At 67.2% G+C, this 25,225-nt stretch carries 16 protein-coding genes; 8 read left to right on the plus strand and 8 right to left on the minus strand.

The annotated features are described in order from the left end of the window. Positions 1 to 3: 3 nt before the first annotated feature. The 8 genes from CFB18_RS01330 (at position 4) to CFB18_RS01370 (ending at position 13,697) form a co-directional block, all read left to right on the plus strand. Positions 4 to 1,173 (plus strand): LamG-like jellyroll fold domain-containing protein, encoded by a 1,170-nt coding sequence (locus tag CFB18_RS01330; protein WP_200808021.1) that lies wholly within the window; start codon positions 4 to 6, stop codon positions 1,171 to 1,173. Between the two features lie 33 nt (positions 1,174 to 1,206). Then, positions 1,207 to 2,514 (plus strand): alpha/beta hydrolase, encoded by a 1,308-nt coding sequence (locus CFB18_RS01335; protein WP_088570005.1) that lies wholly within the window; start codon positions 1,207 to 1,209, stop codon positions 2,512 to 2,514. Between the two features lie 53 nt (positions 2,515 to 2,567). Next, positions 2,568 to 4,034 carry a hypothetical protein gene (locus CFB18_RS01340; RefSeq protein WP_143597464.1) on the plus strand — a complete coding sequence of 489 codons (1,467 nt, stop codon included), beginning with the start codon at positions 2,568 to 2,570 and terminating at the stop codon, positions 4,032 to 4,034. 525 nt (positions 4,035 to 4,559) lie between these two features. After that, entirely contained in the window at positions 4,560 to 5,336 is a 777-nt protein-coding gene (locus CFB18_RS01350; protein ID WP_088570008.1) for a COG1361 family protein, read from the plus strand. Positions 5,337 to 5,373: 37 nt separating this feature from the next. Continuing rightward, positions 5,374 to 7,038 carry a B12-binding domain-containing radical SAM protein gene (locus CFB18_RS01355; protein WP_088570009.1) on the plus strand — a complete coding sequence of 555 codons (1,665 nt, stop codon included), beginning with the start codon at positions 5,374 to 5,376 and terminating at the stop codon, positions 7,036 to 7,038. A gap of 22 nt (positions 7,039 to 7,060) precedes the next feature. After that, positions 7,061 to 8,305 (plus strand): acyltransferase family protein, encoded by a 1,245-nt coding sequence (locus CFB18_RS01360; protein ID WP_159461512.1) that lies wholly within the window; start codon positions 7,061 to 7,063, stop codon positions 8,303 to 8,305. Positions 8,306 to 8,326: 21 nt separating this feature from the next. Continuing rightward, a complete protein-coding gene (locus CFB18_RS01365; protein ID WP_159461513.1) occupies positions 8,327 to 11,644 on the plus strand; it encodes a DUF11 domain-containing protein in 3,318 nt (1,105 codons plus the stop codon). A gap of 64 nt (positions 11,645 to 11,708) precedes the next feature. After that, positions 11,709 to 13,697 (plus strand): twin-arginine translocation signal domain-containing protein, encoded by a 1,989-nt coding sequence (locus CFB18_RS01370; protein ID WP_088570012.1) that lies wholly within the window; start codon positions 11,709 to 11,711, stop codon positions 13,695 to 13,697. Here the strand turns inward: CFB18_RS01370 and CFB18_RS01375 are convergent. From CFB18_RS01375 to CFB18_RS01410, 8 genes are all read right to left on the minus strand, one after another. After that, positions 13,679 to 16,873 (minus strand): O-antigen ligase family protein, encoded by a 3,195-nt coding sequence (locus CFB18_RS01375; protein WP_159461514.1) that lies wholly within the window; start codon positions 16,871 to 16,873, stop codon positions 13,679 to 13,681. The genes CFB18_RS01370 and CFB18_RS01375 overlap by 19 nt on opposite strands. A gap of 121 nt (positions 16,874 to 16,994) precedes the next feature. After that, positions 16,995 to 17,924, minus strand: a complete 930-nt coding sequence (locus tag CFB18_RS01380; RefSeq protein WP_088570014.1) for a proline dehydrogenase family protein — start codon at positions 17,922 to 17,924, stop codon at positions 16,995 to 16,997. Between the two features lie 42 nt (positions 17,925 to 17,966). Continuing rightward, a complete protein-coding gene (mrdA, locus tag CFB18_RS01385) occupies positions 17,967 to 19,979 on the minus strand; it encodes a penicillin-binding protein 2 (protein WP_088570015.1) in 2,013 nt (670 codons plus the stop codon). A gap of 31 nt (positions 19,980 to 20,010) precedes the next feature. After that, positions 20,011 to 20,517, minus strand: coding sequence for a rod shape-determining protein MreD (mreD, locus tag CFB18_RS01390; protein WP_088570016.1), 507 nt, complete (start codon positions 20,515 to 20,517; stop codon positions 20,011 to 20,013). A gap of 19 nt (positions 20,518 to 20,536) precedes the next feature. After that, positions 20,537 to 21,367 carry a rod shape-determining protein MreC gene (gene mreC / locus CFB18_RS01395; protein WP_088570017.1) on the minus strand — a complete coding sequence of 277 codons (831 nt, stop codon included), beginning with the start codon at positions 21,365 to 21,367 and terminating at the stop codon, positions 20,537 to 20,539. Between the two features lie 82 nt (positions 21,368 to 21,449). Continuing rightward, positions 21,450 to 22,544, minus strand: a complete 1,095-nt coding sequence (mreB, locus tag CFB18_RS01400; protein WP_088570018.1) for a rod shape-determining protein — start codon at positions 22,542 to 22,544, stop codon at positions 21,450 to 21,452. A 102-nt stretch (positions 22,545 to 22,646) separates the two neighbouring features. Then, a complete protein-coding gene (ybeY, locus tag CFB18_RS01405) occupies positions 22,647 to 23,135 on the minus strand; it encodes an rRNA maturation RNase YbeY (RefSeq protein WP_088570019.1) in 489 nt (162 codons plus the stop codon). After that, positions 23,132 to 25,207 carry an HD family phosphohydrolase gene (locus CFB18_RS01410; RefSeq protein WP_088570020.1) on the minus strand — a complete coding sequence of 692 codons (2,076 nt, stop codon included), beginning with the start codon at positions 25,205 to 25,207 and terminating at the stop codon, positions 23,132 to 23,134. The genes ybeY and CFB18_RS01410 overlap by 4 nt, the downstream gene beginning before the upstream one ends. Between the last annotated feature and the right edge of the window lie 18 nt (positions 25,208 to 25,225).

Below are 25,225 nucleotides of genomic sequence, written 5' to 3' on the forward strand. Positions count from 1 at the left end.
CTGTTGCTGGCATGGCTTTTTCCTCTCATCAGAATCGAGCATCCGGCGCAGGGAGCAGGGGGTTTCTCCCTTCGTTTCTATGGGAACGGGGGCGGGGACATCGATCGGGTGAAGATCCCGGTGGAGGAGCGATCCATCAACCTCGGCGGGGATCTCACCATCGAATGGTGGATGAAAGCGCTGCAGGAAGAGAACCCCAGCTCGGCGTGCTTGTCGGCGGAGGGGGACCTCTGGATCTTCGGCAACATCCTCTTCGACCGTGATGTCTTCGGGCCGGGCGACTACGGGGATTACGGGATCTCCCTGGCCGGGGGACAGATCGCTTTCGGAGTGAACCGGGGAGGAAACGGATTCACCCTGTGCGGATCCATCTTTGTGGCAGATGAAAACTGGCATCACATCGCCGTCACCCGGCGCGGGAGCGACGGGCGGATGCAGATCTTTGTGGACGGAAGGCTGGATGCGACCGGCTGGGGGCCCGCGGGCGACATCCGGTATCGGGACGGCCGGAGCACGAGCTATCCGAACGATCCTTATCTGGTGATCGGGGCGGAGAAGCACGACGTGGATCGCACCACCTATCCCTCTTATAGCGGATGGATCGACGAGGTGCGGATCTCCCGGATCATCCGGTATGAGGGGGAGTTCACCCCGCCCCGCGCCCCGTTCACACCGGACGAGGACACCGTGGCCCTCTATCATTTCGATGAGGGGCCGGAGGGCCCATGCAGGGACACCGTGACGGATGCCACAGGCATGAACCCCGGGATGTGCCGCTATGGATTCATCGATCGCTCACCCGGACCCGTTTATTCCTCCGACACTCCCTTCTCGACCCCTCCTCCACCAGTGATCCTCTCGGGACCGGTGGTCTTCCCTCTGGCCACGAGCGCCGTGGTGACTTGGACCACGGATGTGGAGGCCACCAGCGAGGTCCGATGGGGGAACGCCTGCGGGTCGTGGAGCCGATCCCTGTCCGATTCAGAGCTAAAGCGAACGCATTCCCTGGTTCTGGACGCGTTGAGCCCCGGGGTCTTTTACTGCCTGCAGGTGCGATCGGCGAACGCCGGGGGGAGCAGCGACTGGACCCCCGGGGATGGCCTGGGGTTCACCACTCGGGCGGTTGAGTTCCGAACCTATCTTCCGCTGATCCAGCGCGCATCGGATCGGTAGCGCGGGATCGCCGGAAGGGAGTTGAGGTGATGGATGGGGACAGCGAGGAAGGGGATCCGGAGGATCGGATGGTGGATCCTGGGGATGGCCATCGGGCTGGCACCCGGGAGGTTGGAGATCGTGGCATGGGCCAGCCCGCCGGCCGCCGGGAGCTGGGAGAGCTGGACGGTGTCCTGGCGGGGGGAAGCCCAGGAGGTGCGGATCTATCGTCCAGCAGGGTTCCCAGCTCACGCGCCCTACCCGGTCATCTATCTGCTCTCCGGATGGGCGATGGGGTTGGGGATGTGGGAGCGGACGGACCTGGAGCAGGCTGCTGACGCGGCCCATGTAATGCTGGTGGCATTGCAGGGGGAGGATGATGGAGTTCCTTCGTATTACTCGATCTATGCAGGCCTCCCATGGCCCGGAGGATCCGCCTGGCAGGTGTCGTTCTACGACTGGTTCTTCCAGGGGGTCCTTCCCTGGGTGGAACGCCGCTACCCAGTGCGGCGGGATCCGGGGGGGCGGGCGCTGGTGGGGTTCTCCATGGGGGGGAAGGGCGCGTTCTCCCTGGCGGCCCATCGGCCAGACCAGTTCGCGGCGGCGGTCTCCATCGCGGGGGTTCTGGATCTCACGCGCCATGACTCCACTGCACTGCGGGCCGTTTACGGGCCACCCGGAGCTGATCCCCTTCGGGTTGGGGCGGATAACCCGATAGAGCTGGCAGGGAACCTGAAGGGGCTGACCCTTCTCATCTTCCACGGCGGGGCGGACCCGGAGGTCCACCCGGCTCACAGCCGGCGGATGCATGAGGCCCTGGAAGCCCTGGCGTATCCCCACCATTGGGAGGAGATCCCCGGTCTGGGGCATGAGGTCTCATCCCTGGAGATCGCACGGATCTTCGAATATCTGGTGCCGATCTTTCGGGGAGCCCGATCCATCCCCTATCCGTGGTCTTACCGGTTCGCGATGGCCCGGAGCCGCACGGTTTATGGGATGACGATGGCTAGGACCCGAGCGGACGCGTGGTCGGAGGTCCGGGAGGTCACGCCGCAGGGCTTCGTCGTTCGCACCGAGGATACGCTGACGGTGATCACGCCGGTCTGGTATCCGGTGGGTTCACGGGTGCGGGTGGAGGTGTTCGATGAGCAGACAGGAGCGCAACTCGTCCGGCGGGAGGTGAGGGCCATCGGGGGACGCCTGCGACTGGATCTGCCGGCGGGCCACTGGCGTGTGGCATTCCAGCTCATCCGCCCTCGCCCTGACCTCAGGCCTGCGTCTCCGAACCTCCTGGGGCGGATGTCCCGCAAGCCGCTGTGTCCGTGGGAGGACCTCATCTGCTATTCGGTGAGGGAGCCATGATTTCCATTCGCAGATCTCGCTGGATCGGGATCGGATGGCTGGGATGCGCTCTGATGCTGGGGATTCTGCTGTTCCTGCCCCCCTCCTTCAGAACACGAGCGCAAGGCGGAGGCGGCGTCCGGCTGGCGCTCCTGACGGATCCAGGGGCTCCGAACCCCTTCGGACCCTATCTGGCTGAGATCCTCCGAGCGGAGGGCTGGGTCGCTTACGATGTGGTCTCCCCTTCCTCCCTCTCCCCCACCCTCCTGCAAATGTATCCGGTCCTTCTGGTGGCCGAGATCCCCCTCAACACGACGCAGGCCGGGATCCTACGGGATTACGTGTGGAACGGAGGTCGTCTCATCGCCATGCGTCCCTCGCCGGAGTTGCGAGCTGCTATGGGCTGGAACACCGGCGGGACCCTCTCGGAGGCTTACGTCCGGTTTGAGCCGGGGCATCCGCTTGTTCAGGGGCTGGTCACGGAGAGCCTTCAGTTTCATGGGGTGGGAGATCTTTATGTCGCGGATGAGGTGGAAGTGATCGCCTGGTTTTATCAGGATCGGGATACGAACAGCGGGTTCGCAGCCATCGGGCGTGTGACCCGAGGGAACGGATGGGCAGTGTTCTGGGGCTACGATCTGGCCCGCAGCGTGGCCCTGACCCGCCAGGGGAATCCAGACTGGGTGGGACAAGATCGGGAGCCGGATGGGATCCTTCGCACCACCGATGTGTTCAGCGGATGGATCGATTTGGAGCGTATCGCCATCCCTCAAGCCGATGAGCAAATGCGGCTGCTCTCGCGGCTGATCCGGGAGGGCCTGGCTGCAGCCGCTCCCATGCCTCAGCTTTGGTATTTCCCGAACGGCGTCCTCAGCCTCCTGATCCTCACCGCGGATGCCCATGGGAACCCTCAGAGCTATTACGAAGGGGAGCTTGCCAGCATTGAGTCCTTCAACGCCCGTGTGACGTTCTTCCTCACTCTGAACTTCGATTCATGCCCAAGCGCGCCTGCGCCCGATTCGGTGAACGCATGGCGGGCAGCCGGACACACCGTTGGGATCCATCCTTATGTCGGCACGGATGAATGGGGGAACGACTTCAGGGATTTCCGGACCAGCACCATGCGCACCCGCGATCGCTTCCTGCGGTGCTACGGCCCGCCGCTTTCCCCCACCATCCGCACCCACCAGATCCGGATGGGGACCGGCTGGGTGGGCAACGCACGCGTGCACGCGGAGTTCGGTTTCCCCCTAAACCTGGATTACTACATGCGCGGCGACGTGACCGCACGCCCGGATGGGACCCAGGCCCATGGGTATCTGACCGGGAGCGGGCTCCCCATGCGCTTTGTGGATCTCAATGGGGAGATCCTGCCGGTCTATCAGCAGCTGACCAACATCGTGGACGAGCAATACATGGCTCAGCCTTTTTACCCGGACTGGCGTCGGGATGCGGATCAGGTCATCGCCATGATGGACGCAGGGCTCAACGCTTACTATTCCGCCTTTGTGGCCAACTTCCACGTGGACTATTACAACTAGGGGGAGATCCGGCCGTGGGCAGAGGCGATTATGGCGGCGGCACGATCTCGCGGCATGCCGATCTGGACCGCGGACCAATGGCTGGATTATGTGCTCAATCGGGATGCCGCGCGAATTCAGGATGTGCAATGGGATGAGACCTCAGGGCGCCTCTCGTTCGCCTTTGTCAGCACGCCCACGCTTTCCTTTTCTCATACGCTCTGGCTTCCGCAGCGCTTTGGAACATGGGAAGTCCGCGAAGCCCGTGTGGATGGCCAGCTCGTTCCGCTCATGCCTCAAACGCTCCGGGGGATCCCGGGGGTCTTCCTTCTTCTGAGCCCTGGCTCTTATGGGCTGGAGGTTTCCTTCGGGGGGCAAACGCCCACACCCAGCCCCAGCCCAAGCGTTATCCCGACGTCCACGCCCACTTCCAGCCCGACGCCCACTGGGACTCCAAGCCCCACGCCAACTTTCACACCCCAGCCGAGCCCGACTCCAACAGCGACCCCGAGTCCGAGGCCCAGTCCCACGCCGACGCTCCCACCGGTGGCCTGGATTCAGGGGAGCGGGGGATGGAGCCCGGCGTCCCCGGTGGCCGGCGAGCCGGTGACCCTGACCCTTATCCTGACGAACACCGGGCCGACAGAAGCGCGGGGGTTGAATGTCCGCTCCGTGCTTCCGCCCTTCGCCACTACCCGCACATGTAGCCCATCCCCATGCCAGATTGAGGCGGCCGCGTTGAGCTGGTGGATAGACCGGCTGTTGCCTGGCCAGGCGCGGATCCTGACCGGCGCTCTGGATCTACAGCCGGAGGCATTAGGGGAGTTCGCCGTCCCCACAGAGGTTTCTTCAACCGAAACCGTGCTGCAGGGGGAGACCCGCTTCACCATAACCGCTTCGATCACTGCGCTCGTTGATCTGATCCTGTCCGGCCAGGTGGAGCCGAACCCCGTGATCGCCGGCCAGCCGATCACCTTCACCGTGGTCCTGGAAAACACAGGGCCCAGCACCGCGCGGACCGTGCAGCTGGAAGCTTCATGGCCGCCAAGTCTCACGCTGGAGACCTGTGCCCCTCCATGCGCAAATATGTCAGGGACGCGCTGGGATCTGGACGCTCTTTCCCCCGGAGGACAGACCGTGTTTCGAATCGGGCTCCGCGTGGATCCAGACTTCACTGGGATCGCCCGCCTCAACGTCCAGGCCCGATCCGCCACGACGGAGACCGATCCCCATACGAATTCCAAACAATTTGACCTCCAGGTCCTAACTCGGTTCCGCTACCGTGTATTCATGCCAATGATCTTGCACACCGGGCCTCCATAAGGGATGGAATTCCTTCTGTCAAGGAAAGGAGTCAGGGGTGGCGACACGAACACAGGTTCCGGTCGTCGGCGAGGAGGAGCTGCGGCGCAACCTGGGGACGCGACGGATCCCGCCGTTGCCGGCGCCGCGCTTCCCGGATGCGAGCCCAGTGATCCAGCGGCTGCGCCGGCCGCGATCGCCGGAGGCAGTGGATGTGCTGCTGGTGAACCCTCCCTCCCCGGATGGAGCGGTCTGGATCCGCAGCCAGCATCGGGTCGGGCGTCGCTCCCGGGAGAACATGATCTGGCCCCAGGTGAGCCTGGCCCAGATGGCCGCGATGCTCCACCCCGATTACAGCGTGGAAATCGTGGACGCTATCGCGCTGCGGATGGACTGGAAGGAGTTCGAAGATCTGCTCCGCCGCAAGCAGCCGAAGTATTACATCACTCAGGTCACTGCCCCCACGCTGACCAACGACATGTATGGCGCCTTCCTGGCCCGCAGCCTGGGGGCCAGGACCATCGCCTTCGGTACCCATGTGACCCCCATGCCCATCCCTACCATGGAGGCCTATCCGGCCCTCGATTTCGTGCTGCGCGGGGAGCCGGAGCTCACCCTGCGGGAGCTCATCGACACCCTCGAAGGACAGGTTCCCGAGGGCCGGATGCGGCGGCTCTTCGAGGACAGCGACCCGGAGTGGTTTCCTCTGAACGAAGGAGAGGCCCGGGAGTGGCCGCTGGCGGAGAAGCTGGCGCGCATTAAGGGGCTGGTCTGGCGGCACAACGGAGAGATCCGCGTGAACGCCGATCGCCCCTTCATCCGTAACCTGGATGATATGCCGCTTCCCCTGCACCACCTGCTGCCGCTTTATCACTACCGGGCCCCGCTGATCCGTGGGCCTTACACCTTCATCGTCACCAGTCGGGGCTGCACGGCGGGATGCACCTACTGCATCAAACACGTGAGCTATCAATACTCCATCCGCCTCCGCTCCCCGGAGAACATCGTGGAGGAGATCCGCCAGCTGGTGGACCTGGGGATCCGCAACATCCACATGTATGCAGATCTTTTCACCATCAGCCGGGAGCAGGTGGTCGGGCTATGCGATCTCCTGATCCGAGAAGGGATCCGGATCCGGTGGACCTGCAACAGCCGGGTGGACTACGTGGATCGGGAGATGCTGCACAAGATGGCCCAGGCTGGTTGCTGGCTGATCTCCTGGGGGATCGAATCGGCCAACGAACAGATCCTGAAGGGCGTGCGCAAGGGGTATCGGCTGGAGCAGGCTCCGCAGGCTCTCCGTTGGGCGAAGGAAGCGGGCATCAAGAATTGGGGCTACTTCATCATCGGCCTGCCCGGGGAGACCGAGGAGACCATCCGGCAGACCATCGAGTTCGCCAAGTCGCTGCCGCTGGACCTCGCCCTCTTCCACATCGCCGCGCCCTACCCCGGGACCCCGTTCTTCTTCCAGGTGGTGGAGAACAACTGGTTCCGCCCCGGCACAGCCTGGGAGGAGGTGGATATGGACCGCTCGACGGTCCTGGATTACCCCGGGCTGCCGGCGGAACGGCTGGAATACTGGCAGAAGCGGGCCTTCCGCGAGTGGGCCCTGCGCCCCGGCCCGATCCTCACCTTCCTAAAGGGCGCAATGGATCCCGCGGTCCTGGGATCCGCTCTGGAGGTGGCCACTCGCCATGCGCGCTGGCTCCTGGGGATGGAGTAGATCACAGGAGGCGATTTCGGCAATGTCGCTTGCTCCCACTTCGACGCCCGGAGCCCCCCGCCTGCCCTGGCTCCCCACGATGCGGGGCCTAGCGATCCTGATGATCGTGCTCTATCACATCACCATCGCCATCTACGGGACACCCTGGTTCGCCCACCCTCGGAGCGACTGGCCGGATCCGGCGGCCCGGATCGCGCAGCTCCAGCCCATCCCTCAGGAAAACCCGGTGGCTTTCCTGCTGGCCAACCTGTTCCGCTATGCGGGCTGGCTGGGATATCAGGGCACTGGCGTGTTCCTGGTGATCAGCGGGTTCGGCCTCACCTGGGCGCTGGTCAGCCGCTCCCCGGCCGCCCTCCTGGACCGCCGAGCTTTCTACCTGCGGCGCTTCCTGCGCCTGTTCCCCCTTTACTGGGCCGGGCATCTGTTCTTCCTGGTCTTCAACAACCTGGCGGGCTGGCGGCCGTTCTCTCCGCTGGATCCCCGCTTCGCCCTCAGCCTGCTCGGGCTCCGGTTCCTGCCCGGGGTTTTCCATTTCATCTCACCCGCATGGTGGTTCATCGTCCTGATCATGCAGCTCTACGCGGTCTTCCCCTTCCTTTGGGAGGCCCTGAAGCGATGGGGGGCTATCCGCTTCGGGTTGGGCGCGCTGGCTCTTACCCTGCTCAGCCGGGCCATCGGCTTCTTCCTTCTGCCCGTGGACCCCGAGATGTGGTCCCGGGGCCTGCTTTTCACCTCGCGTCTGGGGGAGTTCGCCCTGGGGATGATCCTGGCCTGGTGGGCGGCGGGGGACCCGGCGCGGGTCCAGGGCTGGCTGTGCTCGCTGCGCTCCAGGCTGGCCCTCCTGCTCCTGTATGGGTGCGGGATAGGGCTCTCCTTCACGCGGCCGGGGGCTGTGATCGCGCCGCTCCTGGTCACCCCCGCGGTGAGCGGTTTCCTGGCCCTGGCAGCCCGGGACCTTCTGCCCCGCTGGCCCCGCGTGGCGTGGCTTTTCTCACAGGTCGGTGTCTTCTCTTATGGGGTGATGGTCTTCCATCAGCCTCTCCTTTGGGTGCTGATCATCTGGCTGTGGCCATTCCACATGCCGTTGCCGATTCGCATGAGCCTCATCGGAGCAGCCACTGTGTTCATCGTAATCTTTTCAGCGGTTATGGAGACCGGGGTGAATCGCCTGCTGGGCCGCTGGCCCTTCAACCGCATCTTCCCACCCCTCGGCCCTTACGCCCGGATGCCTGTCCAGAATGTCCCGCTTTCAGCCTCACGGTCCTGAAAGGAGGAAAAAATGAGAGGAATGCGACAGCTTCGCCAAGGCGGGTTAACCTTCCTCCTGGCCGGGATCCTCCTGGCCCTCTTGATCGGCGCGCTGGGGATCCTGAGCGGCACGCCCGTCCCGGTCGCCCGGGCGCAGGGGACCGGCGTCATCACCCACACCCGTGTGGCGGATTTCGCCGTGGGGTGCGCCATCTCCACCGGCATCTCCGTCGGCAACGCGGAGGGAGGGGAGTTACACCTCACTGCGAGTGTGGAGGACGATTTCGACGGCACCGCCATCGATGGGGCACGCTGGGTGATCAGCATCTCCAACCCGGCGGCAGGCCCCTATCAAGCCATCACACTGGCCAACGGCCTGGTCTCCCTGGATGGCATGTATCTGCGCTCGGTCCTCACAATGACCCAGCTCCCCCGCTTCTTCGAGGCTCGGGCCCGGCTGATGCGGATGCCCAACACCTCTGGCGAACCGGATCTGGGCTTCTACCGAGAGGTCGGCCCTGCATACAACCCATTCACCCCCACCAGCTCCATCCGATTGTTCATCTTAGGAAATGGCGACATCAACAACCTGATCGTGCGAGCCCGGGATGGCGATGGGCCGATCGCGGATGTGGACATCCCGGATCCTGATGAGACACAGTTCCACGTCTTCCGCATCGAGTGGGAACCCGAGGCCACCCGCTATTACATCAACGGGGTTCTGCAAACCACCATTCCATCCCCCACTCTGGTGGTCACCTCGTGGGTGTTCCTGTATCATCAGACCCCCTCCTTTTACGGCTCCACCCCCACCGACATCGACTGGGTGCGCGCTGGCCAGTATGTGGGGAATGGGACCTACACCTCGTGCCCGCAGGACGCCGGCCAGAAGGTCCGCTGGGATACCCTCGCATGGAACGCAGTCATGCCGCCAGGCACAACCCTCCTCTTCCGCGTCCGCACCTCTGCGGACGGTGTGACCTGGTCGAACTGGTCGGATCCCTTGCCGGCGGGCCCAAACAACATCCCCTCCACACTGGCCTTCGCACGATATCTGCAATACCGCGTGGAAATGAGCACCACCAATCCCATGCAGTCCCCTGAGGTGCAAGAGGTGGCGCTGCGATATTCAGAGCTGGCGGATCTCGTGGTGAGCAAGAGCGCATCCTCGGACACCGTCCTCGCAGGAAACGAGTTGACCTACACTGTCCGGATCACGAACAATGGGCCGCTCCCGGCTCAGAACGTGCGGGTGACGGACACGCTGCCCGGCGGGGTGACGTGGATCACGTCCACGCCTTCCCAGGGCACATGCACCACCCTCACATGCAACCTGGGGACCCTGAACCCGGGCGGCGTCGCCACGGTCAATATCCGGGTCCGGGTGAACAGCAATACCCTTGAGGGAACCCTGGCGAACCAGGTGATCGTCGGCACCGACACCCCGGACGATCCCGCCAACAACACCGCGACGGTCTCCACGGCCGTCCAAACCCAGGCGGATCTGAGCCTGACGCTTCGGGACGAGCCCGATCTGGTGATGGCAGGGGATCTGCTCACCTACACCCTGACCCTGACTAATGCCGGCCCCTCGGATGCCCGAGGGGTGCAGATCACCCTCACCCTTCCGAGCGGCCTGACCGTCCTCAGTCTCTTCCCCTCCCAGGGATCCTGTGCCGGCACCACCTGCACCCTGGGGGACGTGCCGGCGGATGGGACTGCCACTCTTCTCCTGCGCGCCCGGGTCAACTCCAGCACCCCGGCGGGGAACCTGACCCTCTCCGCCCAGGCGTCTGCCACCACCCCGGATCCCAACCCGGCCAACAACACCGCCAGCGAAACCACCACCGTCCAAACTCAGGCCGATTTGGCCCTGACGATGAACGATGCCCCTGACCCTGTGCTGGCTGGAGCGTGGCTCACCTACACCCTCACCCTGGCCAACACCGGGCCTTCCGACGCCCAGTCGGTGGCGGTCGATCTTGCCCTCCCCGACGGCGTGACGCCCATCGCCTGGATCCCCTCTCAGGGGACCTGCGCCGACACCACTTGCACCTTGGGCACCCTCCTCGCCGGGAACATCGCCCGCATTACTGTCACCACCCAGATCAGCAGCAACATCCCGCCGGGCACCATCCTCTCCGCCATCGCCCAGGCCACCTCCCCTACTTCCGACCCGAACACGGCCAACAACACGGCGACCGCCTTCACCACCGTCCAGACCCAGGCGGATCTGAGTCTGACGATTCGGGACGAGCCCGATCCGGTGATGGCAGGGGATCTGCTCACCTACACTCTGACCCTGACTAATGCCGGCCCCTCGGATGCCCGAGGGGTGCAGATCACCCTCACCCTTCCGAGCGGCCTGACCGTCCTCAGTCTCTTCCCCTCCCAGGGATCCTGTGCCGGCACCACCTGCACCCTGGGGGACGTGCCGGCGGATGGGACTGCCACTCTTCTCCTGCGCGCCCAGGTCAACGCCGGCACCCCGGCGGGAAGCCTGACCCTCTCCGCCCAGGCGTCTGCTACCACCCCGGACCCCAACCTGGACAACAACACCGCCAGCGAAACCACCACCGTCGAAACCCAGGCCGATCTCGTCCTGACCTTGCAGGATGAGCCGGATCCGGTGGTGGCGGGACGTCTCCTCACCTACACCCTTACCCTGACCAACGCCGGGCCATCCGACGCGCAGGGGGTGGTCCTCACGCTGACCCTGCCTATCTCATGGCAGGTGAATGGTTTCACCCCGATCAGCGGCTGCAGTCTGGACGAGGACGGGAACCGAATCATCTGTGCTATGGGAACCATGCCAGCAGAAGCTGTTCAGACGCTCCTCGTCACCGGGACCGTGCCAGCAGAGGTCCCTGAAGGCACGGTGCTGATCGCCCAGGCAGAGGTTCGGGCGGGGACCCCGGATGCGAACAGCGAGAACAACGAGGCGCTGGCTTCCACCGAGGTGCGAGGGGAGGCGGATCTGCAGCTCCTCCTCTCCGGGGAGCCGGAGCTCGTCTTCGTTGGCGAGGTGGTCACTTATACCCTGGCTCTGACCAACACCGGTCCTTCCCTGGCGCCAGGGGTGCAGGTCACGCTCACCCTGCCCGACGGTGTGCAGGTTCTGGACGCGACGCCTTCCTTGGGCTCTTGTGTAGAGGCTTCCTGCGCCCTCGGGGATCTCCCGGTTGGAGAGAACGCCACGGTCCGGCTGCGCGTGCGGGTCGAGCGGTGGACCAGCCCGGAGATCCGCGTCCGGGTTGAGGCCGTTTCGCGGGCGGTGGACCCTACACCCGCCTCCGCGGAGATCCAGACGCAGGTTCGCCTCCGCCTGTTCCTGCCGCTGGTTATGCGCGGCGGATGAGAGACATCGGGGGCCGGCCGCGCTCCCGGCGCTGTCCGGCCCCCATCCAGATGAAAGGTCGTGTATGGGTTCCATCACCCGACGCCAGTTCCTGAAGATGAGCAGCGCAGCGGGGCTCACCGTAGCGGCAGTAGGAGCCCTCGGCGGCTACCGCCTGTGGGAGGACACGGACGGAGAGCCTCTGCCTGTGCGCGCTCCCTTTGCCGAGCCGCCGGATCGACGGTGGCCATTGAGCAGTCGTCCCGCTCCGATCCTGCTGATCACGAACGAACAGGCGGATCCTCCCACCGGGGCTTATCTCGCGGAGATCCTGCGGGCGGAGGGCCTGAACGCGTTCCGGGCGGCCTCCCTTTCGGCCCTACGCATGGAGATCCTGGAGCGCTTCCTGATGGTGGTGCTCAGCGCGGGCCCTCTGGAGGTTGTCCACGGGGAGACGCTGCGGCGCTACGTCGCCCGGGGCGGCCGCCTGCTCGCCATGCGGCCGCCCTCTCACCTGGCGGATCTCTTCGGGCTGGAGCCGACCTCCGGTCAGACCGCCGAAGGGTATATCCGGATCCGCCCGGAGCATCCCCTGGGTCGGGGTTTCTCTCGAGAGACGATCCAATTCCACGGCGTGGCCGATCATTACCGGCCGGCTGGCGCGGAGGTCGTCGCCTTCCTGGCCGGGAAGACCGGGGATCTACCCTTCCCGGCTGTGACCCTGTATCCGTTCGGAGAGGGCCAGGCCGGGTGTTGGGCCTTCGATCCGGCCTGGAGCATTGCCCTGACCCGTCAGGGCAACCCCGATCTTGCCCATCAGGAGCGGGATGGGCTCCATGGCCTGCGGGCCCATGAGCTCTTCGACGGCTGGATCGATTTGGACCGCATCGGGATCCCCCAGGCGGACGAGCTGATGCGGCTGCTGGGCCGGATGATCACCGGGATGCTCTTGGACCGCCTCCCGCTCCCACGGATCTGGTATTTTCCGGACGGTGCCCCGGGGATCCTGGTGGCGACCGGGGATGCCCACAACATGCCTCCGTCGGCGGTGGAAGAAGTCCTCCGCCGGGTGGAGGCGCGTGGGGGGACGTTCAGCGTGTATTACGCCCCGCAGCCCCGCAATCGTCTTCAGCGTGCATGGCATCGTCTGCGGGATTGGGTCGATCAAGCGGCTGCACATGTCGTCCTGCCGGATCACGTGTGGCGCTGGCGGGCCCGTGGCCACGAGTTCGGGCTCCACCCCTATGTCGAAGAAGGCCTGGAGGCTGGCTGGCGGCGCTACTACGAAGTGTTCACCGGGATGGGCTACCGTCCGGTCCCCCCTACCGTGCGCACCCATCGGGTCCTGTGGAGCGGCTGGGTGGAGACCGCACGATTCCAGGCCGCCTGTGGGATCCGGATGAACCTGGATTTCTATCATGTCGGACCGATGTTTCGAAAGCCAGACGGGGAGTGGGTCTTCGGCTACTTCACCGGCAGCGGGCTTCCGATTCGTTTCGTTGACGAAGAGGGCCGCGTCCTGAACATCTACCAGCAGCTCACCGCCCTGGTCGATGAGCAGCTGATCGGGCGGACCTGGCCGCAGGCGCCACAGTTTCCGCTTCCCATCGCCCTGGAGATCTCCAGGTCCCTCATCCGCCGAGGTGTGGAGCAGGGCGAGGCCCTCGCCCTTCAGGCCCATGTGGATCCGTTTGCCATCGGCGGGGAGGCCGCCGAGACCCAGGCCCGCTGGCTGGAGGGGATCCTGGACGAAGCCGTCGGGTTGGGCATTCCGATCTGGTCCGCGCAACGCTGGCTGGAGTTCGTGGAGGCCCGCGATCAGACGGAGCTGGAGGAGGTGCACTGGGATCCCGAGAGGCAGGCGCTCCATCTGCGGATCCGCTCCCCCGTTGCCCCCGCTCGTCTCACCCTGGCCCTCCCCCTGGAGATCCCGGGCGGGCGCCTCCATGAAGTGCGCATCGATGGCTCCTCCGTCCCCTATCGCGAGCGAAGCTGGAAGGGCATTCCCTGGGCGTGGATGGAGCTGCGGGGAGGGATCCTTTCGCTCTCGGCGTTCTACGGGCCCTCCGGGTAAACGATCGCCTTGTGGATCCTCACCGGCCGGGGGCGCTCGGAGCGGGGCGATCCCTCGGCGATCCCAAGGCCCGTGCCGAAGATGATCATAAACGCCAGAGCCAGATCGATGAGGAAAAAGCCGTGATCCACCAGACCGTGCCCCAGGAGATCGGCCATCGCCCCGGCGGCCCCCCAGCGCCAGGGATCCCCGGAGATCCCGGCCCGGACGACCCGACGCCAGAACAGGACCTGCCAGGCCAGCCCGGCGATCAGCCCCAGCAGCCCCGTGCGCGCCCAAAAGTCGAGAAAGACGTTGTGAGGGTGAGAGAGGTTGGGCTCCTGCCAGGCGTCTGGACGGATATAGCGGCTCCGATACCAGTAGAGGAAATTGTCCGGCCCCACCCCGAAGAGCGGATGCTCGCGGATCAGGTCCAGGGTGCTGGCCCACAGGCGGGCGCGGAAGAAGACGGTGCTGCCTGGGGTGGCGGCGCGCCGGGCCAGGGCCTCCCCGATGCGCGGCGCCAGCGCTCCGGCGAAGAGGAGGATCCCTCCCACCGCCATGAGGATCAGCCCCCAGCGGACCCCTCGTGACAGCCCTCCCCAGCGATCCCACAGCCACAGCCCGCCCATCGCCATCAAGGCCGCCGGGATCCCCAGGAACCCGGCTCCCTCCGAACAGGTTCCGATCAGCGCGGCGCCCACCATCAGCAGGCCCAGCCCGGCCAGAAGGCGCCCGCGCCGGGAGCTCCCATTCAGGGTTAGGGCCAGCAGGAACGGGAAGACCCGCCCCAGATAGAGGGCCAGATTGTTGGGAGAACCGTAGGGCCCTCGGATGCAGCGCGCCCCGGCCTCTCCGGTGATCAGCCCCGTCCCCGTGATCCACTGGAGCAGGCCCACGCCGGCGACCCCGATCCCTCCCAGCAGGAAGGCCTGAAGCACGGCCTCCCATTCCGCCCGCGAAGGCCGCATCGCCCGGGCCAGGAAGTAGAAGAGCAACGGCTCCAGGATCACCAGGCGCCACTCCCGCCAGGCCACCCGCTGGAAGGCCGCCAGGGCAGTGCTCAGGGTGGCCGCGCCGAAGAAGATCAGCATCCAGCGATCGGCCGGCTCCCAGGCCCAGCGCCCCCTTTCCCCCCTCCCCCAGCGGATCCCGCGATGCAGGATCCAGGCGGCCGCGGTGAGCAGTAGCATGAGCTCGTTCATCGGGAACGCCTTCTGGAAGAAGGGCTTCGGATACAAATAGAAGGGGGCCCAGAAGGCGGTGAGCGCCAGGCCGAGGGACGGGCGTCGGATCAGCACCATCAGGAGCAGGCACGCCGCCAGGGCGGTGAGGGCCACCCGGGGGGCCAGATAGAAAAGCCCGCTCAGGGCCAGCCCCAGTCCCAGCCACCCCACCTCCCCCGCGCGCCGGAGCCCCCATGGCTCCAGCGAGATCCACCACATCCCGGCGTAAACCAGCCCGGAGAGCCCCCACGCGCCCCACAGGCCCAGCCGGTGGGCGATGGCCTGCAGGATCTCCTGCAGGGGAGGCCGACGGGCCCGAACCAGTCCGGTGACGAGCAGCCATCCCCCCATCCCCACCCCGAGCAGGCTCAGGGCCAGGGCGAGGCGATACCGGAGTGGATCCGGCCCGACCCCCGCGATGCTCCAGCCCACCAATGCCCACTGCCCCCAGCCCCGCTCGGCCTCGATCCGAACGGTGTGAAGCCCGTAGGGCAGACCCTCGGCCACCGGAACCGTGACCACCTCCGGGGTCGCGTAATCGGGGGAGGTGAGGATCAAATACGCGCCGCGGGCGTCGCGGGGAAGCCGGTTCGCCGGCTGCCCATCCACCGACACGTAAAGATGGGCGCGATACCCTCCCCGCCGGACGCGAAGGGCCAGCCCGGTCCCCTCAAAGGTGAAGCGCAGGCGATCCCCCTCCTCCCGGCCGATATCCGCTCCCAGGGCGGAGAAGCGCCACGCGCCCTCATACTGCGCGCCCGGCGGCGGCCCATAGCCGGATCCGTCCGCTTGCAGGATGGCCGCCGGGTAGTATCCGGGGGTGAAGACCGCTTCGTCTGCGACGGCCCGCAGCGCCTCCGCCGCCGGCCGGAGCCGCCCGCGGGGATCGACCATCGCAAACCCCCAGTAGGGATCGTCGGGGGGCACATTCGGGCGCCAGCTCTCTAAGAACATCGTCCCCATCCAGGGCCATTCCCGCCGGACCCGCTCGACGGCCTCCCGGATGTAACGGGCCTGGGTGGCCTCGTCCACCTGCCCCCAGATGGAAGGGCGACCGCTCCAGCCCGGCGGCAGGGCGTTCCAGCCCCAGTGGCTGGCCCAGAGGGGTTTCCCCTCATCGCCGTATCGCACCATGACCTCGCGCAGCAGGATCGCCCGGGAGAAATTCAGTACCTCCGGGTCCACCCGGCGGTCCTCCGGTCCGGTGTCGAAGCCGTAGGGCTTGGCAGCGACGATGTCGAAGGACTCCCGGGCGCCCAGCTGATACAGCCGCTCCAGGAACAGCCAGTCCGCCAGGTTCCACGGGCCCTGCTCCACTGTGGGGGCCAGGCCCGCCAGGAGGATCACCGCGTCCGGGTCCGCGGCGCGGATCGCGGCCGCTGCCGCTCGCAACAAGGTGGCATAGGCAGCGGGATCCGGAGCGCCCCCGCCCCATCCGATGGTCAGGTTGGGCTCGTCCCAGATCTGATAGAACCGCACCCACGAGCCATAGCGCGCGGCGAAGGCCCCGGCGAACCGGGCGAAATCCTCCGGATCCAGCGGCGGGGCCATCGGCCCGATCCGTCGCGCCGCCCATGCGGGGCTGCCCCCCAGCACCACCACCGGCTCCAGGCCAGCGGCCCGAATGTCGGCCATCACCTGGTCTGCCTCGGACCAGTCCCAGCGATCCCGCGTCGGCTGGATCGCCGACCAGGGGAAGAAGACGCGGATGCGGGAGATGCCCAACCCGCGGACCTGCTGCAGATCCCGATGGCGATCTTCGGGGTTCTGTCCGAAGAGGTAGAGGTTGAGGCCCACGCGGGGTTCGCCCGACCAGGGGATCGGCGGGGGGAACCCGGCGATGGTCCCCCGCCAGCGGGCGCGCAGGATCCCTCCTGTCAGCCCCAGGCTGAGGAGCCCCAGGCTGAGGCACAACCATCCGATCCCCATCCGCACGACCGGCCGCATCATGCCTTGCCCTGGAAACCTCATCGATCTTCCGGAAGAATCCTGGTCTTCGATGACGCAAGAGTCACAGCCATCGATCCGCGAAGGGGCAAGGATCGCCGGCCGCGCTCCCCGCCCCGGACGATCCGGCGATCCCAACGCGCGGCTATGGGCGGATGAGATGGCGCGCCACAAACCAGAGGTTGGCCGGACGCTCGCCCAGGCGGCGCATGAAGTAGGGATACCATTCGGTCCCGTAGGGCACATATACCCGGATGACGAACCCCTGGCGCGCCAGCATCACCTGGAGGTCTCGGCGGATCCCGTAGAGCATCTGGAACTCAAAGGCCTCCCGCGGCACCGTCCACTCCTCGATCCGCCGGAGCGCATGCCGGATGATCCGCTCATCATGGGTGGCGATGGCGATGAAGGCGCCCCGCGCCCGGGCTTCTGCCGAAAGCAGGCGTTCCATCAGCCGGATGTAGCTGGCGTCCACATCCCGCTTCCGCGGATACGCGATGTGGGGCGGCTCCTGATAGGCGCCCTTGCACAGGCGGATCCGGGCGATCCCCTCCTCGATCAGACGCTCCACGTCCTGGGCGCTGCGATAGAGATAGGCCTGGATGGCCACCCGGGTGTTGGGATAAACCGGGGCCAGCCGCCGATACAGCGCGAGGGTCCGTTCGGTATACGCGCTGCTCTCCATATCGATCTCCACCACCGTCCCGGCCTCGGCCGCCCGCTCCACCACGCGCCGGAGGTTCCGTTCGCAGAGCGCCTCCCCGATGTCCAGCCCCAGATGGGTCAGCTTGACGGCCAGATGGGGACGCAGCCCCAGCGCCGCCAGCCGGTCCAGGGCCAGCAGGTAATCCTCGGTCGCCCGCTCGGCATCCGCCGGGGACTCCACGTTCTCCCCCAGATGGTCCAGGATGCCCCGGATCCCCTGGGCTTCCAGCTCCCGGAGGGCTCGAATGCCGTCCTCGAGGGTCTCGCCCGCCACGAAGCGAGCGGCTGCCCGCCATACAAACCCCCAGCGCATGACCCGATGCTTCAGGGTCCGGTTTCGAGACAGGGAGACAAACACCGCGCGCCACATGGGAAGTCCCTCTGTCCTCAGGGATCACGGGGCCATCGCCGCTCACCGCCGGAAGTAGGCCTCCAGGATCTGACGGGCCACCGGCGCTGCGTTCTGGGAACCTTCCCCTCCGTTCCAGATGAAGACCAGCACCGATATCTCGGGCGCCTCGGCCGGCGCGAAGGCGACGAACCAGGCGTGGCTGGGCAACCGCCGCCCGGCGCAAAGCCCCATCCGGAGCGCCAGGTCGTCGCAGAACTCCGCCGTCCCGGTCTTGCCGGCGACACGGATCCCGGGGATCTGGGCCCGAACGGCGGTCCCCCGTTCCACCGCCGCCACCATGCCCTCCCGGACCACGGCGAGGTGCTCCGGGGCGATGGGGAGGCGGCCGATGACCTCCGGCTGGAAGGATCGGATGATGTTCCCCTGGATGTCGGCGATCTCCCGGACCAGGAGGGGCCGGTAGAGGGTCCCCCCGTTGGCGATGGCGTTGATGGCGTTCAGCAACTGCAACGGGGTCACCAGCAGATACCCCTGCCCGATCCCCAGGTTATACGTGTCACCGGTGGACCAGGTCTCCCCGAAGGTGCGGCGTTTCCATTCCGGGTCCGGCACCTGCCCAGCCGCCTCCCCGGGCAGCTCCACGCCGGTGGGTTTCCCCAGGCCGAAGGCCCGCATATAGCGCACCAGGCGCTCGATCCCCAGCCCCTCGAAGACCGGCTCCCCAGGCACGTCATAGCCCCCCGCCACTTTGTAGAAGAAGACGTTGCAGGAATCGGCCAGGGCATCCACCACATCCTGCCAGCCGTGTCCGGAGCGCAGCCAACAGAAGAAGCGCTGGGCCATCCCGGGATCGTTGGGGTAATACCGGTTGGGGATGAGGATCTCCCCGGGATCGAACAGGCGGGTCCGCGGGGTGATCACCCCCTCCTGGAGGGCGGCGGCCGCCACAATGGGCTTAAAGGAGGATCCCGGCGCGAACTGGGAGGCGACGGCGTGGTTGAGCAACGGCCCGAAGGGATCCTCCAGCAAGCGAGGATAGGCCTGGGGCAGATCCGGGCTGACGAACACGTTGTTGTCGTAGTCCGGGAGGCTGACCATGGCCAGGATCTCCCCGGTGGCCGGCCGCATCACCAGGGCCACCCCCCGCCGCGTGATCTCTCGTCCGGCGATGCGGTTCAGCTCGTCCAGCTTGGCCTGCAACGCAGCCCGGGCCGCCGCCTGCAGGTCGAGATCCAGGGTCAGCGTGACCTGAGCGCCCGGCTGCGGCGGGATCTCCGCCCGCACTCGCACCGGACGCCCTCGGGCGTCCTCCTCGACATAGCGGGCGCCCTTCACGCCCCGCAACCAGCGCTCCAGCGCATACTCCAGGCCGCTGAGGCCCACCCGGTCCGTGGCCAGATCATACCCTTCCGCCTGATAGCGCCCGGCTTGCTCCGCCGGGATCCGACCGATGAAGCCCACGACATGGGCGGTCAGCGCCCCGCTGGGATAGCGGCGCTCGAGGAAGGGTTCCACCCGGACGCCGGGCATTCGGACGGATTCCTCCATCAGCCGGAAGGCGAGCTCCCGGTCCACCGGCTCCTTCAGAACCAACGGGCGGAAGGGCGCCTCCCGGGCGGCGGCCTCGATCCGCTCCCGGAGCCCTTCGCGGCGCTGTCCGCGGGCGGAGGCCTCCTCGCGTTCCAGCGGCATGCCCAGCCAGGCGCTCAGCCGGCGGAGGATGGCCTCCCGCTCCTCCGGCTCCTCCGGGAGATCGCCGGGGACCACCAGGATCCGGAAGGCAGGCTCGTTACGCACCAGCAGACGGCCCTGGCGATCCCGCAGGATCCCCCGCGGGGCCTCCAGGGGGATCACCCGCAGGCGACTGCGCTCCCCCAACGCCTGATAGCGAGGGGCCTCCCGGATCTGGAGCTGATACAGGCGATACCCCAGCCCCAGGAAGGCCAGAAAGAGGAAGAAGCCCCACAGGAGAAGACGGAGGGTGGGGGATGGACGAGGCGGCGGAGGCGGTCGGAACACCGCCACGCTGTCCAGCGCTTCCGGTTCCAGCCGGGATGGATAGGGCTCGGACATGGCGAAACCCTTCGGGATTCGAAAGCCCTCTTCATCCGCCCAGCTCCGGCCGCTCCGGGCGCGGCCGGAGCCGGCGCAGGGCCGGATAAAGCGCCAGCATCCCCAGGGTGTTCCAGAGGATCTCCGGGCCGATCACCTGGCGGAGGGCGTAGCCCGGATCCACCGGATATTGTAAAACCGCAAGCAGGATCCCTCGAACCCCTTCCATCAGCAAGGTGCCTCCGGCGGCCACCGCCGCCGGCATCACCAGACGGCCCCGGAAGACCGGGCGGCTCAATCCGTGGGCCAGCGGGACCACGGCGAGCAGCGCCAGGGCGCTCACGCCCAGAGGCCCTCCCGAGAACAGGTCTAGCCAGAGACCCCCGCCGACCGCCCATGCGAGCCCCTCCTCCAGGGAGCCCAGGAAGGCCACCGTGGCCACCACCAGGAAGACCAGGTTCGGCCGCCCCGGCTCGGGGATCCCGAGAGGGATCCACGTGGCCTGAAGAAGCGCGGCCAGCCCCAGGACCATCGCGGCCCATCCGATTCGGTTCCGCATCGGTTGCCGTCCCTCATCCTCACGGAGCCGGTTCCATGCCCGGGAAGCTGGTGATCACCAACACATAGGTGATGCGTCGGGGATCGACGGCCGGGCGGACCCGGGCGCGCTGAAAGGGCTCGCCGCCTCCGGCGCTCAGCCGCTCCGTCACCTGGCCAATCACCAGCGCCCGGGGGATCTGCCCTCCGATGCCGGAGGTCAGCACGGTGTCCCCCGGGGGAATCTCCTCATCGGGGTTCACGAAATCCAGCAACAGGCTTCCATCCGGCTGGCCGATCACGATGCCGGTGGCCCGGCTGGTTTGCAACAGCGCGCTCACCTGGCTGCCCGCGTCGGTCAGCAGGCGCACCCGGGAGCGGTTCAGCCCGGCCTCCGCGATCCGGCCGATCAGGGCGGATCCCCGGGTGATCACCGGCATCCCCTCTCGAACTCCCTGACGGGTCCCCACATCCAGGATCAGATAGCGCAGATAGGGATCGGTCTCATATCCGATCACCGTCGCGGCCACAAAGGTGGTCTGTGGGTTCTCCCGGACGATCCCCAACAGCGCCCGGAGCTCAGCGTTCTCCGTCGCCAGTTCCTGCAGCCGCAGGTTCTCCGTCCGGAGCTCCTCCACCAGATCCCTCAGGCGCTGGGCCTCCTGGCGGAGGTCGCGGATCTCCCGCAGGAAGGCAAAGGCTTCCACGGCCCCTCGCCCGATCCCGGAGAGGAGCTGCTGCAACGGCGTGAGGGGGATCATCACGATCTCCTCCACCGGCTGGAGCCATCCCAGGCCGTGGAGGAAAAGAAGGACGAGGGAGAGCCCGATCGCCAGCCCGGCGTTCCATGGCCGTCGGCTGCCGGGACGCATGCCCTCACCTCGTGTGGCCGAGAAGGGAGTGGGATGAAGGTCGCTGCAACGGTGTGCCGCTCATCTCGAGGCCGCCGCTCGCTTATCGGGCGATCGGCTGGCCGATGCGCACCGGCGATCGGGCCGGCCGGCCCCGATCCAGCGAGGTCAGCACCTGATGCCAGGTATCCAGGTCCTCCAGCACGCGGGCGGCCCCCATGGCCACCGCGCTGACCGGATCCGGAGGCACCCAGCACCGGATGCGGGTCTCCTCGGTCAGCCGTTGGGCGAGCCCCTTCAGCTGGGCGCCGCCGCCGACCACCGCGATGCCGGTCTCCATGATGTCCGCCACCAACTCCGGAGGGGTCTCGTCCAGGACGGACTTCACCGTGTCCACGATGATGGAAACCACATCCCGCAGGGCCTCCCGGATCTCGATGCTGGAGACCTCGAAGGCATCGGGGAGGCCGGTCACCAGGTTCCGTCCGCGCACCACCATCGTCCGCTCCTCAGGCAGCGGGTAAGCGGAGCCGATCTCGATCTTCACCCGCTCCGCCATCCGCTCCCCGATGAGCAGGTTGTAGCGCTGACGCATATAGTTGATGATCGCCTCGTCCATCTCATCCCCAGCCACCCGGATCGACCGGCCGACCACGATCCCGCCCAGGGCGAAGACGGCTACCTCCGTGGTGCCCCCGCCGATGTCCACCACCATGCTGCCCCGGGCCTCGGCGACGGGAAGGCCGATCCCGATGGCCGCCGCCAGGGGCTCCTCGATCAGGAAGGCCGCCCGGGCTCCGGCGGCCAGACAGGCGTCGTGGACCGCCCGGCGCTCCACCTCCGTGACCCCGCTGGGGATCCCGACGACCACCCGGGGGCGGGGAACCGGGACGGGCACCTGCTGGTGGGCCTTGCGGATGAACTCCCCGATCATCTCCCGGGTGACCTCGAATTCGGAGATCACTCCATCCCGCAGGGGGCGGATGGCCACGATGTGCGCCGGGGTGCGGCCCACCATCTCCTTGGCTGCTTTCCCCACCGCCAGCACCCGACGGGTCCGTCGATCGATCGCCACCCACGACGGCTCATGGATGACAATTCCCTTCCCCCGCACGCATACCAGGGTTGTCGCCGTCCCCAGATCGATGCCGATGTCCAGAGAGAACAACCCCAACAGCGCATCGATCGGATTCCACACGGATCGTTCGCTCCCTCGTTTGGAATGTTTCCCGGAACCCCCGGCTGCTCCGGGCGGCCGGGCTGAATTATAGGTTTGCCCGGCGGGCCCAGCAACCGCCTTTCAAGGGGCAACGTCCGGGAAGCCCAGGCGTTCCAGGATCGCCCGCTGGCGGGCCCACATCCGGCGCTGAGCAGCGGGCGTATCGTGGTCATAGCCCAGAAGATGCAGGGCGCCGTGCACCACCAGCAGCGCCAGCTCCCCTTCCAGGGGATGCCCCTCCCGCTCTGCCTGGCGGGCCGCATACGGGAACGCGATCACGATGTCGCCCAGGTGCCGGACTCCGGGCCGGAGCTCCAAATCCATCGGGAAGGCCAGCACATCCGTGGGCGCATCCACACCCCGGTAACGCCGGTTGAGCGCCCGGATGCTCTCCTCATCGGTGAGGACCACGGTCAGCGTCGCCTTCCCCTCCAGGCCATGGTCCTGAAGGACCGCCCGGGCGGCCCGCCGGATCCCGGCCAGACGTCCCGGGGCCTGATAGGCCCGCGGAGCCCGGACTACGATCTCCGCGCGCGTGGATCCCATCCCGGCGGATCGAAGGCGCTTCACGATGCCGATCCCTCCTCACGCCGTCCCGGGACCTCCGGATAGATCAGGCGAGGATGGAACATCCCCTGGAAAACCTGCAGGAAGGCCTCCCGGATCCCCTGCAGCTCCTGCATGGTCAGGGGAGCGTCATCCAGCTGGCCCGACTGGATGCGCTCCTGGAACACCCGGTCCAGGATGCGCGCCAGCTCCTGGGGATCCTTCGGCCGCGCGGCCCGGACGGCGGCCTCGCAGCCGTCGGCCAGCATCACGATGGCGGTCTCCTTGCTCTGCGGGCGCGGTCCGCGGTAGCAGAAGGCCGCTCGATCCACCTTCTCCGGATCCCCCGCCTCTTGAACCGCCCGGTGATACGGGATGGTCACGCAGAGGGTGCCGTGATGCTCCTGGATGAAGGCCCGGATCCGCCGGGGAAGCCGGTGTCGTCGGGCCAGGGCCAGGCCGTCCTCCACGTGACGCATGATCGCCCGGGCGCTCTCGTGGGGGTCCATCCGCTCATGGGGGTTGTCCCCATCCACCTGGTTTTCGACAAAGAGGTAGGGGCGAACCATCTTCCCGATGTCGTGATACAGGGCGCCCACGCGCGCCAGCAACGGGTCCGCCCCGATGCGCAAAGCGGCCTGCTCCGCCAGGTTGGCAACCATCAGGGTGTGATGATAGGTGCCGGGGGCGCGGATCATCAGCTGGTGGAGCAGCGGATGGGTGGGGCGGGCCAGCTCCAGCAGATGGAGCGGGGTGGTGACGTCGAAGAGAACCCCCAGGATGATGAACCCCAGCAGGGCCAGGGTGGTGGAGAGCGCTCCCGCCAGCAACCCCATCCCCCCTACCCGCAACGCGTCGAGCGGTGGGACGATGCCGTCCTCCGCCATGGCGGCGATCCCGATCAGCCCGGTGATCACCCCCGCGCTCAGCCCGGCGGCCAGCAGGGTCTGGAAGCGCTCCAGGCGGTGGAGGATCAGGATCGTCGTCCAGTTGGCCAGCAGCGAGGCGATCAGGAAGGCCGGCGTCCGGTCGGCGATCAGGCCGAACCATATCGAGCCGATGGCGCTGAACATCATGGCCGGCACCGTCCCCACGCCGGCGGCCAGCAGCATCCCCAGCGTGGCGGTGGGGAAGGCCCAGATCCAGTCCGGGGCGGAGGCCCGCAGCAGCCGGGCCCCGCCGAGGAACAGAAGGAAGAGCCCCGCCAGACCCAGCAGGCGCCGGGGGCGCTCGGCGATCTCCGGCGTGACCCGTCCCAGGGTCAGCCACAACCCGCCGGCCCCCAGGGCCGCGAGGATCCCTCGGGCGAGGGGCAGCGGCCATGGCGCAGGGCTGGGGATCAGCCCGTACTGCCGGAGGGCCTCCATGGTCAGCGCATCCAGGATATCCCCCTGCCGCACGATGGCCTCCCCGGCGCGGATCCGCCGGATTTGAGGGGGGATGGCCTCCCGGGCCTGGCGGCGCGCGGCCTCCGTGGCCTCGACATCCAGTGTGCTGTTGGGCACGATGAGCGGAGCGACCAGGGCGGCCACCAGTTCCGCCTCCTCCTCGTTCAGGCGCGCGCTGATACGACGGGGCAGCTGCCGGATCACTCCGGCCACTTCGTCCTCCCGAATGGGCTCCCGCATCACCTGGTCCAGCAGCGCCAGGGCCTCCCCGGCGATCATCTCCCAGCGGGTGGCCTCCAGGGTCAACAGGCGCTGGCGCTGGGTCGGCGAGAGCCCATGGCCCCGAAGGGCCTCCTCCAGCCGGCGGGCCCGCTCCTCCGGGGGCTGTTCCTCCTCCCGGATCCGGCGGATGGCCTCCAGGGTTTGCCGAAGGGCCTCCACCTGCCGGCGGGCGATCCGCGGATCTGGGCCGGTGTAGATCGGGGCGATGCGCGCGGCCGCCTCCTCGCGGGCTCGCTCGGTGAGGATGGCACTGGGGTAGCTCAGCTCATATGGGGCGAAGAGGGTCTGGGGGGCTGCTTGCCCGACCTGCCATGCCTGCGCCGCCTGGGTCTCCACCGGCCAGGCGACCAGCGCCACGATCAGGACGGTGAAGATCAGCGCCCCGGAGATCCGTCCGAGCACCCGAATCCATCGGCGAAAGTCCATCGCGCGAAACCCGTCCCC

The organism is Thermoflexus hugenholtzii JAD2, assembly GCF_900187885.1.
Taxonomy (GTDB): domain Bacteria; phylum Chloroflexota; class Anaerolineae; order Thermoflexales; family Thermoflexaceae; genus Thermoflexus; species Thermoflexus hugenholtzii.

Coding starts and splice junctions, on each gene's coding strand:
- CFB18_RS01360 (WP_159461512.1), top strand. CDS start 7,061: ATGTCGCTTGCTCCCACTTCGACGCCCGGAGCCCCCCGCCTGCCCTGG.
- CFB18_RS01375 (WP_159461514.1), bottom strand. CDS start 16,873: ATGAGGTTTCCAGGGCAAGGCATGATGCGGCCGGTCGTGCGGATGGGG.
- CFB18_RS01365 (WP_159461513.1), top strand. CDS start 8,327: ATGCGACAGCTTCGCCAAGGCGGGTTAACCTTCCTCCTGGCCGGGATC.
- mrdA (WP_088570015.1), bottom strand. CDS start 19,979: ATGTCCGAGCCCTATCCATCCCGGCTGGAACCGGAAGCGCTGGACAGC.
- mreC (WP_088570017.1), bottom strand. CDS start 21,367: ATGCGTCCCGGCAGCCGACGGCCATGGAACGCCGGGCTGGCGATCGGG.
- mreD (WP_088570016.1), bottom strand. CDS start 20,517: ATGCGGAACCGAATCGGATGGGCCGCGATGGTCCTGGGGCTGGCCGCG.
- CFB18_RS01380 (WP_088570014.1), bottom strand. CDS start 17,924: ATGTGGCGCGCGGTGTTTGTCTCCCTGTCTCGAAACCGGACCCTGAAG.
- CFB18_RS01340 (WP_143597464.1), top strand. CDS start 2,568: ATGCTGGGGATTCTGCTGTTCCTGCCCCCCTCCTTCAGAACACGAGCG.
- CFB18_RS01370 (WP_088570012.1), top strand. CDS start 11,709: ATGGGTTCCATCACCCGACGCCAGTTCCTGAAGATGAGCAGCGCAGCG.
- CFB18_RS01410 (WP_088570020.1), bottom strand. CDS start 25,207: ATGGACTTTCGCCGATGGATTCGGGTGCTCGGACGGATCTCCGGGGCG.
- CFB18_RS01335 (WP_088570005.1), top strand. CDS start 1,207: ATGGGGACAGCGAGGAAGGGGATCCGGAGGATCGGATGGTGGATCCTG.